Raw genomic sequence first — 13013 nt, 5'->3', positions numbered from 1 at the left:
GGTCCGATTGCACCGGGCTACGGACGAGAGGCTTTACCTTCGAGATGGAATCGGAGCCCACGATGACGCGACCGTTGCCCGACGAATCCGACGACCCGATTGCCGCGGCCGGCTATCCGGGCATCGAACTGTTCGGCTACCGCGAGGCCGAAGGCATCGACGTCGAACATTGGCTGCAGGCGCGCTGGTCCGGCTGGCTGTATGGCCTGGCGGCCAATCTGCTGTGGCAGCGGCGGCTGTGCCTGGCGGTGCTGGCCGATCATCCCGCCGCGACGGAGATGGAGCACAGTTTCCAGGCTTTGGCGGACCGTGAAGACGGCAGCCTGAACCGGTCGCAATGGCGGGGGCTGGAAGCCGCGCTGCGAAATGTCCCGCTGCCGGCGGGAACGGAAGCCGACCCGGCGCGCTGCCACTGGCTGGCCGGGTATTTCGACGGTTTCGAGGCCTCGCTGGAGTGGCCGCGGCAGACCTTTCCCGATTTCGCCTGGATGCGCGAATGGGAACGGGCCGGCCCGGCCGGACGCCGGCTTCCCTTCGTGCTGGGCATCGTCCTGGCAGGCAACCGGGTGGTCGAGGTGCTGCCCGGCGGCCCCGCCGCCCGCGCGGGGATGACGGCCGGGATGCGCATCGTGGCCATCGACGGCCGCGCGGTGGCGTGGGAGGACGGCGTGCGGCGCGCGCTGGTGCAGTGCCGGTCGGGCCAGGTGCTCCAGGTCGGGGTGGAGGTGGAGGCGCAGGCGCAGGCGCCTGCGGCCGATCCCCGCGCCGCTGCGCCGCCGCTGCGCCGGCAGCTGGCGGTGGTGCCGGTGGCTTCGTCCGGACTCGCGGTGGATGCGGCCGCCTGGTTGTGAGCGCACCGGGCTTTCGCGTCGGGAAACCCCGGTCGACGCTGCTACGTGCGACAATGCGCGCTGGCGGAGTCGGCCAGGCAGTCGCGTCGTTCCTTCGGGAACGCCGAGGAAAGTCCGGGCTCCACAGGGCAAGGTGCCAGGTAACGCCTGGGCGGCGCGAGCCGACGGAAAGTGCAACAGAAAGATACCGCCGAACGGCCTTTCGGGGCGCGTGGTAAGGGTGAAATGGTGCGGTAAGAGCGCACCGCGAGTCCGGCAACGGACCGGCACGGCAAACCCCACCTGGAGCAAGACCAAATAGGGACCTCATGACGTGGCCCGCGTCGGGTCCGGGTAGGTTGCTCGAGCGTCGCGGTGACGCGGCGCCTAGAAGAATGACTGTCCACGACAGAACCCGGCTTATCGGCCGGCTCCGCCGCTTTATCTGCCCGCCGGGCGGTTCCGCATCGCTGTCGCGGCACGAAACCCGCGCCCCGGGCGTATCGGCCCTCCCCGGCCCAGGGCGGTTGCTGCACCCGAAGGATCGCCCGTACGCCCGACGCCCCGGTGCGGTCGCAGGAGCGACGTGAGTCGCGGCCGGGGTTTTCCCGATGGAGCCCGTCGCGACTCACGTCGCTCCTGCAGGGTTTCCGCGCGGTAGGCGGCAAAGCTTGCCGGGATCAACGTCCCCGACAGAAGTAATCCGGCCAGGTCCGGCTTTCCGAGACCCCCAACCTCGCCTCCAGCCGCATCAGTGAGGATCGGGCGTACGCCCGACGCCCCGGTGCTGTCGCAGGAGCGACGTGAGTCGCGACCGGGGCCTTCCCGATGGAGCCCGTCGCGACTCACGTCGCTCCTACAGGGGTTCCGCACGGTAGGCCGCAAAGTTTTTCGGGATCAACGTTCCCGTAGACGTAATCCGGGCAGGTCCGGTTTTCCTCGATTTCCAGCCGAGCCTCCAGCCGCATCAGTGAGGATCGGGCGTACGCCCGACGCCCCGGTGCGGTCGCAGGAGCGACGTGAGTCGCGACCGGGGCTTTCCCGATGGAGCCCGTCGCGACTCACGTCGCTCCTGCAGCGGTTCCGTGCGGCAGGCCGCAAGGCCTGTCGGGACCCAATTCCCCGGAGAGGCAAGCCGGCCCGGCCTGCTTTCTTCCGGATCCCGGCCCCTCACGTTTCCAGCCGGGTCTCGCCCAGGAACACGCCGTCGGGGCCGAAGCGGCGTTCGCAGATGAAGCCGCGGCCGTCATGGCCGAAGGCGAGGATCGTGCTGGCGCGGGTGCCGTAGTCGTGGCCGCGGATGAATGCCGGCGACAGCCGCCGCTCCAGTTCCAGGCCGACGCCGGTGTCGGGCAGTTGCTCGTCGCTGGCCCGGGTCTCGTCGGCCAGTGCCCGCCACAGCGGCTGCAGCGAGTCGTCGCCGCCCTGCAGCCAGGCGGAAAGGGCATCCATCAGCCGCCGGGTCTTGGGCCAGGGCGCGTCCAGCGGGCCGTTGGACATGCCATGGATGCCCGGCGCCAGTGGCTGCCGGTGGCCGGGGTGGTTGCCCAGGTACTGGCAGCTGTCGGCATCGGCCAGCAGCAGGTTGAACGGCGGGTATTCCGCCGCGCGGTCGGCCAGTACCCGTGCGTAGGACTCCGCATCGACATGGCCGGCCAGGTAGTCGGCCACCAGCGCGCCGCGCGAAGGCCCCGAGGCGCTGGCCAGCGGGTCGCGGACGTTGGTCACCACCGCGGCGCGGCCGGTGCCGCCGGTGCCGATCCAGGTGCCGCCCGAGCGCAGGTCGCGGCCGGCGATGGCCTGCGCGGCCGGTGCCGGCCAGCGTTGCAGCGGGGCGGTGGGGCGGGCGTGGAACTCGTCGCGGTTGCCGGCCATCAGCAGCCGCCAGCGTGGGTGGTTGTTCCAGGCAAGGGCGACCAGGCACATGCAGCGATTGTGCCGGGTTGCGCAGTCGGCGGCCACGGGCGCCGGCGGGGCGCATGAATGCGCGCGCAGGTTTCACGCAGCCTGCACGGGGCTGAACTTCTGTTCAATCTCAAAATTTGAGACGAAACAGCAACTTGTGGATAAGCCTTGAACAAGTCTCTAAACATTGGCGCAAGCCATTGATGTGCATGGCGATTTCGGGCTCGCAAAGTTGTTGACAACCTTTCGGGCACTGCTAAGGTGGGCATCAGAGGGAAAACCGGGTTTTTTGTGGTTTTTCGTGGTTCAATGACCGCCCAGGCGGAATGGAAAAGGTGCAGGCGTCGTGTTTCAAGGCGAGACGGCCATCACGGTGGACGACAAGGGGCGAATGGCGGTTCCCACCGCGTATCGCGACCTCGTCGCGCGCGCCAGTGGCAATCGCCTGGTGCTGACCTACAACCCGTTCGAGGCCGGTTGCCTGTGGCTGTACGCCGAGCAGGAGTGGGAGCGGGTGCGGGACGACGTCATGGCCAAACCCAACACCCAGCGGGTGGTGCGGACGCTGCAGCAGAAGCTGGTCGGCTCGGCCGCACACCTGGAACTGGACGGCAACGGCCGCATCAGCCTTCCCGCCAGCCACCGCGGTGCCGTGGGCATCGAGAAGAAGGCGGTGCTGATGGGCATGGGCGACAAGTTCGAACTATGGAGCGAGCAGGCACATCGCGCACTGATCCAGCAGACGTTGTCTGACGAGGATCTGGGCGATGGGTTGCTCGATCTGAAGTTGTGAGCCGGGGTGCCCGGGTGCGCGGTCAAGCGCAGGCCGGTCACCTTCCGGCGTCGCAGCCCACGGCAGCGCATCTGCCCGTGCTGTACGCGCAGGTCCTTGAAGGCCTGCAGGTGATCGAAAACGGAATCTATCTGGATGGCACGTTCGGGCGTGGCGGCCATGCGCGCGGCGTGCTGGAACAACTGGGGCCGGAAGGTCGATTGCTGGTGATGGACAAGGATCCCGAAGCGATTGCGGTCGCGCAGCGCGATTTCGCGCCGGATCCGCGCGTGTCGATCTTCCGCGGCTCGTTCGCCGACCTGCTGCACTGGGACGCCACTGCCAACGGCCTGGACGGGGTGCTGTTCGACCTGGGCGTGTCCTCGCCGCAGCTGGACGTGGCCGAGCGGGGTTTCAGCTTCGGCAAGGACGGTCCGCTGGACATGCGCATGGACCCGGAGTCGGGCGAAAGCGCGGCGCAGTGGCTGGCCCGCGCCGAGGAGCGCGAGATCGCCGACGTGCTGTGGACCTACGGCGAGGAGCGGCAGAGCCGCCGCATCGCCCGCGCCATCGTCGCTGCGCGCGCGCGCCAGCCGCTGACCCGCACCGCGCAGCTGGCCGAGCTGATCGCCTCGGTGATGCCGCGCGGCAAGGACAAGATCCACCCGGCCACGCGCAGCTTCCAGGCCATCCGCATCCACATCAACCGCGAGCTGTCCGACCTCGAGGCCGGGCTGGACGCGGCGATGGCGCGGCTCAAGCCCGGCGGCCGGCTGGCGGTGATCAGCTTCCACTCGCTGGAAGACCGCATCGTCAAGCAGTTCATGAACCGCCACGCCAAGGCGCCGCCGAGCAACCGCCGGCTGCCCGAGCAGCAGGCGTTCGTGCCGACGCTGGACCTGGTCGGCGGCGCGATCAAGGCCGAGGACGACGAGCTGGCGGTCAATCCGCGTTCGCGCAGCGCGGTGCTGCGCGTGGCGCGCAAGCGCGAGGTGGCCGCATGAGCCGGCTGCTGCTGATCGTGCTGCTGGCCTGCACCATCGCCTCGGCGATCGGGGTGGTGTTCATGCGCCATCGCCACCGCCAGCTGTTCGTCGAACTGTCGCGGCTGGAGCACGCGCGCGACGAGCTGAACATCGAATTCGGCCGCCTGCAGCTGGAGCAGGCGACCCTGGCCCAGGCCACCCGCGTCGACCAGGTGGCCCGCGGCCGGCTGGGCATGAAGTTCCCGGAAGCGGCCGACATCGTGGTGGTGCGGCCATGAGCAAGTCCGGCCGCAACCGCCCGCGCAGCCAGTTCAACCTGCGCCACCGCCTGCTCTGGGTGGGGCTGGGGCTGGGCCTGTGCTCGGTGACGCTGGTCGGCCGCGCGGCCTACGTGCAGCTGGTCAACAGCGATTTCTACCAGCGCCAGGGCGAGGCCCGCTATCTGCGCGAAGTGCCGATCGCCACCTCGCGCGGCATGATCACCGACCGCAACGGCGAGCCGGTGGCGGTGTCCACGCCGGTGGCCTCGATCTGGGTGAACCCGCAGGAGCTGCTGCGCAGTCCCGAGCGCATCCCGGAGCTGGCGAGCGCTCTGGCGGTGCCGGCCGACGAGCTGAGCTCGCGCCTGTCGCAGAAGGCCGACAAGGAGTTCATGTACGTGCGCCGCCGGATCAATCCGGACGAGGCCGAGAAGATCGTCGCGCTGAAGATTCCCGGGGTGTTCTCGCAGCGCGAGTTCCGCCGCTTCTACCCGCAGGGCGAGGCGATGGCGCACGTGCTGGGCTTCACCAACATCGACGACCGCGGCCAGGAAGGGCTGGAACTGGCGTTCGACGACTGGCTGCGCGGCAAGCCCGGCGCCAAGCGGGTGATCCGCGACCGCAAGGGCGCCATCGTCGAGAGCATCGACCTGGTGCGCGCCGCCGAGCCGGGCAAGGACCTGACCCTGAGCATCGACCGCCGCATCCAGTTCCTGGCCTACCGGGAGCTGCGCAACGCGCTGGTCGAGAACAAGGCCGCCGGCGGCTCGATCGTGGTGATGGACGTGGCCACCGGCGAGATCCTGGCCATGGTCAACCTGCCGACCTACAACCCCAACGCGGTGGACGGCACCCGCCCGGATGCGCGCCGCAACCGCGCGGTGACCGACATGGTCGAGCCCGGCTCGACGATGAAGCCGCTGACCGTGGCCACCGCGCTGCAGGCCGGCGTGGTCACGCCGGGCACGATCATCGACACCAATCCGGGTTACATGTCGCTGGGGCGCTTCACCATCAACGACGTGCCGCGCAACAACGGCGTGTTGACCGTCGGCGGGGTGATCACCCGCAGTTCCAACATCGGGGCGGCCAAGATCGTGGACCGGCTGCCGAACCAGACGTTCTACGACTCGCTCAACGCCTTCGGGTACGGCAGGGCGCCGCAGAGCGGCTTCCCCGGCGAATCGGCCGGCATGCTGGCGCCGCCGGCGCGCTGGAACGGCCTGCAGAAGGCCACCATGTCCTACGGCTACGGCCTGTCGGCGACGCCGCTGCAGATCGCACAGGCCTACGCGGCGCTGGGCAACGGCGGCAAGCTGATCCCGCCGACCTTCGTCAAGGGCCAGCGCAACGAGTCGCGCCAGGTGCTGGACGAGAACGTGGCCGCGGAAGTGGTGCGGATGATGGAAACCGTGGTCACCCAGGGCGGCGCCAAGCAGGCCGGCATCCTCGGCTACCACGTCGCCGGCAAGACCGGCACCGCGCGCAAGGCCGGCGCGGGCGGCTACGAGCGCGGCCGCTACAACGCGCTGTTCGCCGGCCTGGTGCCGGCCAGCAATCCGCGTTTCGCCACCGTCATCGTCATCAACGATCCGCAGGGCGGCAAATACTACGGCGGCCTGGTGTCGGCGCCGGTGTTCCACAACGTGATGGAAGGCGCGCTGCGGCTGATGGACGTGCCGCCGGACGACATCCAGTCGTGGCTGGCGGCGCAGGCCTCCGGCAAGATCGGCCACGCCGCCAACATCCTGCCGACCGCGCCGGATCCGCAGGGCATTCCCGATGCGGCGGCCGAACTCGACGCCGCGCTGCCCTCGGTCAATGCCATCGCGCCGCACGCCTCGCAGGAGGTGCGCCAGTGAGCCGCGCCATGCCGCTGTCGCAGCTGCTGCCGGACCTCGCGCTGCCGCACGACCCGGTCATTTCCGGGCTGGTGCTGGACAGCCGCGCGGTGCGCCCGGGCGATGCCTTCGTCGCCATCGCCGGCTTCGGCGCGCACGGGCTGGGCTTCGTCGAGCAGGCCCGCGCCAGGGGCGCGGCGGCGATCCTGTTCGAGCCGCCGGCCCCGGCCGACCTGCCGGCGCCGGCCGATGCCATCGCCGTGCCCGGCCTGCGCGCGCGCATGGGCGCGATGGCCGACCAGTTCCATGGCCATCCCTCGCAGGCGATGACGATGGCCGGCGTCACCGGCACCAACGGCAAGACCTCGACCGTGCAGCTGCTGGCCCAGGCCTGGCACCTGCTCGGCATCCGCAGCGGCAGCATCGGCACGCTGGGCGTGGGCCTCTACGGCGAGGCGGTGCCGACCGGCTTCACCACGCCGCTGGTGCTGCAGATGCACGAAGTGCTGGCGCAGTTGCGCGACCAGGGTGCGCAGGCGGTGGCGATGGAAGTCAGCTCGCACGCGCTCGACCAGGGCCGGGTGGATGCCGTGCACTACGACGTGGCGGTGTTCACCAACCTCACCCGCGACCATCTCGACTACCACGGCGACATGGCCAGCTATGGCGCGGCCAAGGCGAAGCTGTTCCATCGCCCCGGGCTGAAGGCGGCGGTGGTCAACGTCGATGATGCGTTCGGGCGCGAGCTGATCGCGACCATCGGCGACGGCGTGCGCGCGATCGGCGTCAGTTCCCGTGGCCAGGCGCAGGCCGGCGTGCGCGCCGAGGCGCTGCGCCTGGACGGCCGCGGCATCGCCTTCGAACTGGCGGTCGACGGCCAGCGCCACGCGGTGCGTTCGCCGCTGCTGGGACGCTTCAACGTCGACAACCTGCTGGCCGTGGCCGGCGTCCTGCTGGCGCTGGAGCGGTCGCCAGCGGAGGTCGCCGGGCTGCTGTCGCGGCTGCAGCCGATCCGTGGCCGCATGAACCGCCTCGGCGGCGACCACGGCCGGCCGACGGTGGTGATCGACTACGCGCATACCCCGGACGCGCTGGAGCAGGCGCTGGACAGCCTGCGCGCGCATGCCGCGGCGCAGCTGGTGTGCGTGTTCGGCTGCGGCGGCGAGCGCGACCGCGGCAAGCGCCCGCAGATGGCGCGGATCGCCCAGGACAACGCCGACGTGGTGATCGTCACCGACGACAACCCGCGCGGCGAGGACGGCGACGCCATCGTCGCCGACATCGTTGCCGGTTTCGAGGCGCCGGCGGAGGTCGTGATCGAGCGTGACCGCGCCCGCGCCATCGCCCGCGCCATCGCCGGCGCCGGCCCGGACGACATCGTGCTGGTGGCCGGCAAGGGCCACGAGCCGTACCAGGAGATCGCAGGCATCAAGCACCCGTTCGACGACACCGAGGTCGCCGCCCAGGCGCTGGCCGGCCACGCCCAAAGCAGGGAGGGCGCGGCATGAAGCGGATGCCTCTTTCCCTGATCGCGCACTGGGCCGGCGGCGAGCTGCGTGGCGACGACGTCGCCATCGACGCCATCAGCAACGACACCCGCACGCTGGCGCCTGGCAGCCTGTACGTGGCGCTGCGCGGCGAACGCTTCGATGGCCACGATTTCGCCGCCGACGCGGTGATGCGCGGCGCCAGCGCGCTGCTGGTCGAGCGCCTGCTCGACGCCGAACTGCCGCAGGTGCTGGTGGCCGATGCCGAACTGGCGCTGGCGCGCATCGCCACCGGGATGCAGCGCGACCGCAATGCCCGCGTGTTCGCGCTCACCGGCAGCAACGGCAAGACCAGCGTCAAGTCGCTGTTGCTGGCGATCCTGCAGCACGCCGCGCAGGCGCACGGCTGGCTGGTCCACGCCAACCCCGGCAACCGCAACAACGAGATCGGCCTGCCGCTGGCGGTGATCGATGCGCCCGACGACGCCGATTTCGCCATCTACGAGATGGGCGCCGGCAAGCCGGGCGACATCGCCTACCTCACCGACATCGCGCGGCCGCAGTACGCGCTGGTCAACAACATCGCCCCGGCGCACCTGGAGCGCATGGGCAGCCTGCTGGGCGTGGCCGAAACCAAGGGCGCGATCTACGCGGCGCTGCCGGCCGACGGCGTGGCGGTGATCAATGCCGACGACGCCTTCGGCCCGTGGTTCGAGCAGCACTGCGTCGGCACCCCGGCGCAGTGCCGGATGCTGCGCTATGGCCTGGACCACAGTGCCGAGGTCACCGCACGCGGGCTGAAGGCCGACGCGGCCGGCTCGCGGTTCGTACTGGTCACGCCGCAGGGCGAGGCCGAGGTGGCGCTGCATCTGCCGGGCCGGCACAACGTGCTCAACGCGCTGGCCGCCGCTTCGCTGGCGCTGGCCGCCGGCATCGACGTGGAGCAGATCGCCGCGGGCCTGGCCACGGCCGAGCCGGTGCCCGGGCGCCAGATCGCGCACGTGCTGCCGGGCGGCGCGGTGCTGGTGGACGACAGCTACAACGCCAATCCCGGTTCGCTGGCGGCGGCCATCGATGCCCTGGCCACGGCGCCGGAAGAAGGCTGGCTGGTGCTGGGCGACATGCGCGAGCTGGGGAGCGAGGCCGAGGCGCTGCATGCCCAGGCCGGCCAACGCGCACGCAGCGCCGGGCTCAAGCGCCTCTACGCGCTCGGCCCGCTCAGCGCCGCGGCGGCGGCCGCGTTCGGCGAAGGCGGCCGCCATTTCGACAGCCACGCCGCGCTGGCGCAGGCGCTGGCCACCGAACTTCATGCTGGCGTGCGTTGCCTGGTCAAGGGCTCGCGCGGCAGCGCCATGGACAAGATCGTGACCGCGCTGCTGGCGCGCGGAGAGGAACCCCCGCATGTTGCTTGAACTCGCGCGTTGGCTGCAGCAGCTGGAGAGCCTGTTCGGGCTGTTCGGCTACCTGACTTTCCGCGGCATCCTGGCGGCGCTGACCGCGCTGTTCCTGTCGCTGTGGCTGGGCCCGGCGGTGATCCGCCGGCTGGCGCAGTTCAAGGGCGGCCAGCCGATCCGCAAGGACGGCCCGCAGACCCACTTCTCCAAGGCCGGCACGCCGACCATGGGCGGCTCGCTGATCCTGCTCACCGTCACCCTGTCGGTGCTGATGTGGGCGGACCTGCGCAACCGCTACGTCTGGCTGGTGCTGGCGGTGATGCTGTGCTTCGGCGCGATCGGCTGGTACGACGACTGGATCAAGATCGTCAGGCGCGATCCCAACGGCCTGAAGTCGCGCTGGAAATACCTGCTGCAGTCGATCTTCGGCCTGGCCGCCGGCCTGTTCCTGTTCTACACCGCCGACGTGCCGGCGGCGCTGACCTTCTACATCCCGATGTTCAAGGCGGTGGCGCTGCCGCTGGCGGGCATCAGCTTCGTCGCCATCGCCTACTTCTGGATCGTCGGCTTCTCCAACGCGGTCAATCTGACCGACGGGCTGGACGGACTGGCGATCATGCCCACCGTGCTGGTGGCCTGCGCGCTGGGCGTGTTCGCCTATGCCTCGGGCAACGCGGTGTTCTCCAGCTACCTGCAGATCCCGCAGATTCCGGGCGCCGGCGAGCTGGTCATCATCTGCGCGGCGATCGCCGGCGCCGGCCTGGGCTTCCTGTGGTTCAACACCTACCCGGCGATGGTGTTCATGGGCGACATCGGCGCGCTGGCGCTGGGCGCGGTGCTGGGCACCATCGCCGTGATCACCCGCCAGGAACTGGTGCTGGTGGTGATGGGCGGCGTGTTCGTGGTCGAGACCCTGTCGGTGATGATCCAGGTGGCCAGCTTCAAGCTCACCGGCAAGCGCGTGTTCCGGATGGCGCCGATCCACCACCACTTCGAACTGAAGGGCTGGCCGGAGCCGCGCGTGATCGTGCGCTTCTGGATCATCTCGGTGGTGCTGGTGCTGATCGGCCTGGCGACGCTGAAGGTGCGCTGATGAACGAACTGTCGCGCCAGGCAACCCGGCTCGAAGCGATCGGCGGCCACTACGACAAGTGGCTGCTGGGCGCCGCCGTGGCGCTGGCCGCGTTCGGGGTGGTGATGGTGGCGTCCAGTTCGATCGCGATGACCAGCAACCCGTTCCACTACCTGACCCGCCACCTGATGTTCCTGGCGATGGGGGTGGTGCTGGCGTTCTGGGCGATGCGCACCGAGCTCAAGACCGTCGAGCAGTACAACCAGCTGCTGTTGCTGGGATGCTTCGTGCTGCTGTTCGTGGTGTTCATCCCCGGTATCGGCAGCAGCGTCAACGGCGCCCGGCGCTGGATCAACCTGGGCATCTCCCGGTTCCAGACGGTCGAGGCGGTGAAGGTGCTCTACATCGTCTGGCTGTCCAGCTACCTGGTGCGCTTCCGCGACGAGGTCAACGCCACCTGGCCGGCCATGCTCAAGCCGATCGGCGTGGTCGCGATGCTGGTCGTGCTGCTGCTGCTGCAGCCGGACTTCGGCTCCTCGGCGCTGCTGGTGGCGATCACCGCCGGCATGCTGGTGCTGGGCGGGGTGAACCTGCCGCGGATGTCGGCGCCGGTGGTCATCGGCCTGCCGATCCTGGCCGCGGTGGCGATCCTGGAGCCGTACCGCCTGCGCCGCATCACCTCGTTCTGGGACCCGTGGGCCGACCAGCTCGGCTCGGGCTACCAGCTGAGCAACGCGCTGATGGCGATCGGCCGCGGCGAATGGACCGGCGTCGGCCTGGGCGCCTCGGTGCAGAAGCTGAACTACCTGCCCGAAGCGCACACCGACTTCATCTTCTCGGTGATCGCCGAGGAACTGGGTTTCGTCGGCGTGTGCCTGGTCATCGCGCTGTATGCGCTGCTGGTCGGCCGCGCGCTGTGGCTGGGCATGCGCTGCGTGGAGATGAAGCGCCACTTCTCCGGCTACATCGCCTTCGGCGTGGCGCTGTGGATCGCGATGCAGGCGTTCGTCTCGATCGGCGTGAACCTGGGCATCCTGCCGACCAAGGGCCTGACCCTGCCGCTGATCTCCTCCGGCGGCTCCAGCGTGATGATGACCTGCGTGGCGGTTGGCCTGCTGCTGCGCGTGTCCTACGAATACGACCGTGCGGTGCGTCGTCACTCGGTACGGGTCGACACCGTGGCCGCGGCCCCGGTGTCCGCCCCGGCCGAGGAAACCGAGCCGGTGGCGGCCGCCACCGCCAGCACCCTGGCCGCGGCGATGCGGGGCGGTGCCGCCCGTGGCACCAGCCGCATGCAGCCGCGGATCGAACCGACGTTCGGGAGGATGGCATGAGCGGCTCCGCTGCCTCTTCCGCCCCGCGCCCGGTGATGATCCTGGCCGGCGGCACCGGTGGCCACATCTTCCCGGCGCTGGCCGTGGCCCGGGTGCTGCGCGCGCGCGGCGTGCCGGTCACCTGGCTGGGCGCGGCCGGGGCGATGGAAACCCGGCTGGTGCCGCAGCACGACATCCCGCTCGATACCCTGGAAATCAGCGGCCTGCGCGGCAAGGGCAAGCTGGCCCTGCTCGGCGCGCCGTTGCGGGTCCTGCGCGCGATCCGCGCCGCCGGCTTCCTGCTGCGCGACCGTCATCCGCGCGCGGTGATCGCCTTCGGCGGTTTCGCCTCCGGCCCCGGCGGCATCGCCGCACGGCTGCATGGGCTGCCGTTGCTGGTGCACGAGCAGAACCGCGCGCCGGGCCTGACCAATCGCATCCTGTCGCGCTTCGCGCGGCGCCTGCTGACCGGTTTCCCGGGCAGCTTCGCCAGCGGCGAGGAAGCCGTGGGCAACCCGGTGCGCGAGGAGATCGCCGCCATCGCGCCGCCGCAGGAGCGGCTGCCCGGCCGCAGCGGCGCGCTGCGCCTGCTGGTGCTGGGCGGCAGCCAGGGCGCGCGGGCGTTGAACGAGGCGTTACCGCAGGCGATCGCCGCGCTGGGAGCCGACGTGCGGATCGAGGTGCGCCACCAGAGCGGCGAGAAGCTGCATGCGGAGGCGCTGCAGGCGTATCGGCAGGCCGGCGTGGAAGCCGATGTCGACGCCTTCATCGCCGACATGGCGCAGGCCTACGCCTGGGCCGACCTGGTGGTGTGCCGTTCCGGCGCATCGACCCTGGCCGAACTGTGCGCGGTCGGCGTCGGCAGCGTGCTGGTGCCGTTCGCTGCCGCGGTCGACGACCACCAGACCCGCAACGCCGAATACCTGGTCGAGCGCGGCGCCGCCGTGCTGCTGAAACAGGACGACGCGCTGGCCGCCAACCTGCAGGGCGTGCTGCGCAGCCTGCACGACGATTCCGCCCGGCGCATGGCGATGGCGCAAGCCGCGCGCGCGCTGGCCAAGGTCGATGCCGCCGAGCGCATCGCCGACATCATTCTCGAGGAAGCCGTATGAAGAGCGCCCCGCGCAACCGCGCCCGCCACCTGCGAGGCCGC

At 70.4% G+C, this 13013-nt stretch carries 11 protein-coding genes and 1 other RNA gene; 11 read left to right on the top strand and 1 reads right to left on the bottom strand.

The genetic code is table 11. From position 1 onward, the window contains the following. Nucleotides 1–62: 62 nt before the first annotated feature. Together OK345_RS02845 and rnpB are read left to right on the top strand one after the other, a co-directional pair. The gene (locus OK345_RS02845) at nucleotides 63–851 is read left to right on the top strand and encodes a PDZ domain-containing protein (RefSeq protein WP_265126395.1); all 789 of its coding nucleotides are present in this window, start codon (nucleotides 63–65) and stop codon (nucleotides 849–851) included. 65 nt (nucleotides 852–916) lie between these two features. Beyond that, nucleotides 917–1269, top strand: an RNA gene (rnpB, locus tag OK345_RS02840) — RNase P RNA component class A. A 731-nt stretch (nucleotides 1270–2000) separates the two neighbouring features. Here rnpB and OK345_RS02835 read toward each other — a convergent pair. Next, entirely contained in the window at nucleotides 2001–2756 is a 756-nt protein-coding gene (locus OK345_RS02835; RefSeq protein WP_265126394.1) for an NRDE family protein, read from the bottom strand. A 325-nt stretch (nucleotides 2757–3081) separates the two neighbouring features. Here OK345_RS02835 and mraZ point away from each other — a divergent pair, with 325 nt between their 5' ends. From mraZ to murG, 9 genes are read left to right on the top strand one after another with little or no spacing between them, the layout of a single operon-like run. Further along, complete coding sequence (mraZ, locus tag OK345_RS02830; RefSeq protein WP_265126393.1) at nucleotides 3082–3528, top strand: division/cell wall cluster transcriptional repressor MraZ; 447 nt, start codon at nucleotides 3082–3084, stop codon at nucleotides 3526–3528. A gap of 14 nt (nucleotides 3529–3542) precedes the next feature. Beyond that, nucleotides 3543–4511: a 16S rRNA (cytosine(1402)-N(4))-methyltransferase RsmH gene (rsmH, locus tag OK345_RS02825; protein ID WP_265126605.1), complete on the top strand. Its 969-nt coding sequence runs from the start codon at nucleotides 3543–3545 to the stop codon at nucleotides 4509–4511. Then, complete coding sequence (ftsL, locus tag OK345_RS02820) at nucleotides 4508–4771, top strand: cell division protein FtsL (protein ID WP_265126392.1); 264 nt, start codon at nucleotides 4508–4510, stop codon at nucleotides 4769–4771. Before rsmH ends, ftsL begins: the two co-directional genes overlap by 4 nt. Next, a complete protein-coding gene (locus OK345_RS02815) occupies nucleotides 4768–6615 on the top strand; it encodes a peptidoglycan D,D-transpeptidase FtsI family protein (RefSeq protein WP_265126391.1) in 1848 nt (615 codons plus the stop codon). The genes ftsL and OK345_RS02815 overlap by 4 nt, the downstream gene beginning before the upstream one ends. Further along, entirely contained in the window at nucleotides 6612–8102 is a 1491-nt protein-coding gene (locus OK345_RS02810; RefSeq protein ID WP_265126390.1) for a UDP-N-acetylmuramoyl-L-alanyl-D-glutamate--2,6-diaminopimelate ligase, read from the top strand. The genes OK345_RS02815 and OK345_RS02810 overlap by 4 nt, the downstream gene beginning before the upstream one ends. Further along, on the top strand, nucleotides 8099–9493 hold the full coding sequence (locus tag OK345_RS02805; protein WP_265126389.1) for a UDP-N-acetylmuramoyl-tripeptide--D-alanyl-D-alanine ligase: 1395 nt from the start codon (nucleotides 8099–8101) through the stop codon (nucleotides 9491–9493). Before OK345_RS02810 ends, OK345_RS02805 begins: the two co-directional genes overlap by 4 nt. Beyond that, on the top strand, nucleotides 9483–10568 hold the full coding sequence (mraY, locus tag OK345_RS02800; RefSeq protein WP_265126388.1) for a phospho-N-acetylmuramoyl-pentapeptide-transferase: 1086 nt from the start codon (nucleotides 9483–9485) through the stop codon (nucleotides 10566–10568). The genes OK345_RS02805 and mraY overlap by 11 nt, the downstream gene beginning before the upstream one ends. Beyond that, nucleotides 10568–11881: a putative lipid II flippase FtsW gene (gene ftsW, locus OK345_RS02795; protein ID WP_265126387.1), complete on the top strand. Its 1314-nt coding sequence runs from the start codon at nucleotides 10568–10570 to the stop codon at nucleotides 11879–11881. Before mraY ends, ftsW begins: the two co-directional genes overlap by 1 nt. Then, nucleotides 11878–12972: an undecaprenyldiphospho-muramoylpentapeptide beta-N-acetylglucosaminyltransferase gene (murG, locus tag OK345_RS02790; RefSeq protein ID WP_265126386.1), complete on the top strand. Its 1095-nt coding sequence runs from the start codon at nucleotides 11878–11880 to the stop codon at nucleotides 12970–12972. Before ftsW ends, murG begins: the two co-directional genes overlap by 4 nt. Nucleotides 12973–13013 lie beyond the last annotated feature (41 nt).

It is taken from the genome of Xanthomonas chitinilytica (assembly GCF_026107455.2).
Classification (GTDB): domain Bacteria; phylum Pseudomonadota; class Gammaproteobacteria; order Xanthomonadales; family Xanthomonadaceae; genus Stenotrophomonas; species Stenotrophomonas chitinilytica.
The sequence above is the reverse complement of the archived record's forward strand: the minus strand, read 5'-3'. Positions and strand labels throughout refer to the sequence as shown.

Coding starts and splice junctions, on each gene's coding strand:
- OK345_RS02805 (WP_265126389.1), top strand. CDS start 8,099: ATGAAGCGGATGCCTCTTTCCCTGATCGCGCACTGGGCCGGCGGCGAG.
- OK345_RS02815 (WP_265126391.1), top strand. CDS start 4,768: ATGAGCAAGTCCGGCCGCAACCGCCCGCGCAGCCAGTTCAACCTGCGC.
- OK345_RS02835 (WP_265126394.1), bottom strand. CDS start 2,756: ATGTGCCTGGTCGCCCTTGCCTGGAACAACCACCCACGCTGGCGGCTG.
- OK345_RS02845 (WP_265126395.1), top strand. CDS start 63: ATGACGCGACCGTTGCCCGACGAATCCGACGACCCGATTGCCGCGGCC.
- ftsL (WP_265126392.1), top strand. CDS start 4,508: ATGAGCCGGCTGCTGCTGATCGTGCTGCTGGCCTGCACCATCGCCTCG.
- mraY (WP_265126388.1), top strand. CDS start 9,483: ATGTTGCTTGAACTCGCGCGTTGGCTGCAGCAGCTGGAGAGCCTGTTC.
- murG (WP_265126386.1), top strand. CDS start 11,878: ATGAGCGGCTCCGCTGCCTCTTCCGCCCCGCGCCCGGTGATGATCCTG.
- ftsW (WP_265126387.1), top strand. CDS start 10,568: ATGAACGAACTGTCGCGCCAGGCAACCCGGCTCGAAGCGATCGGCGGC.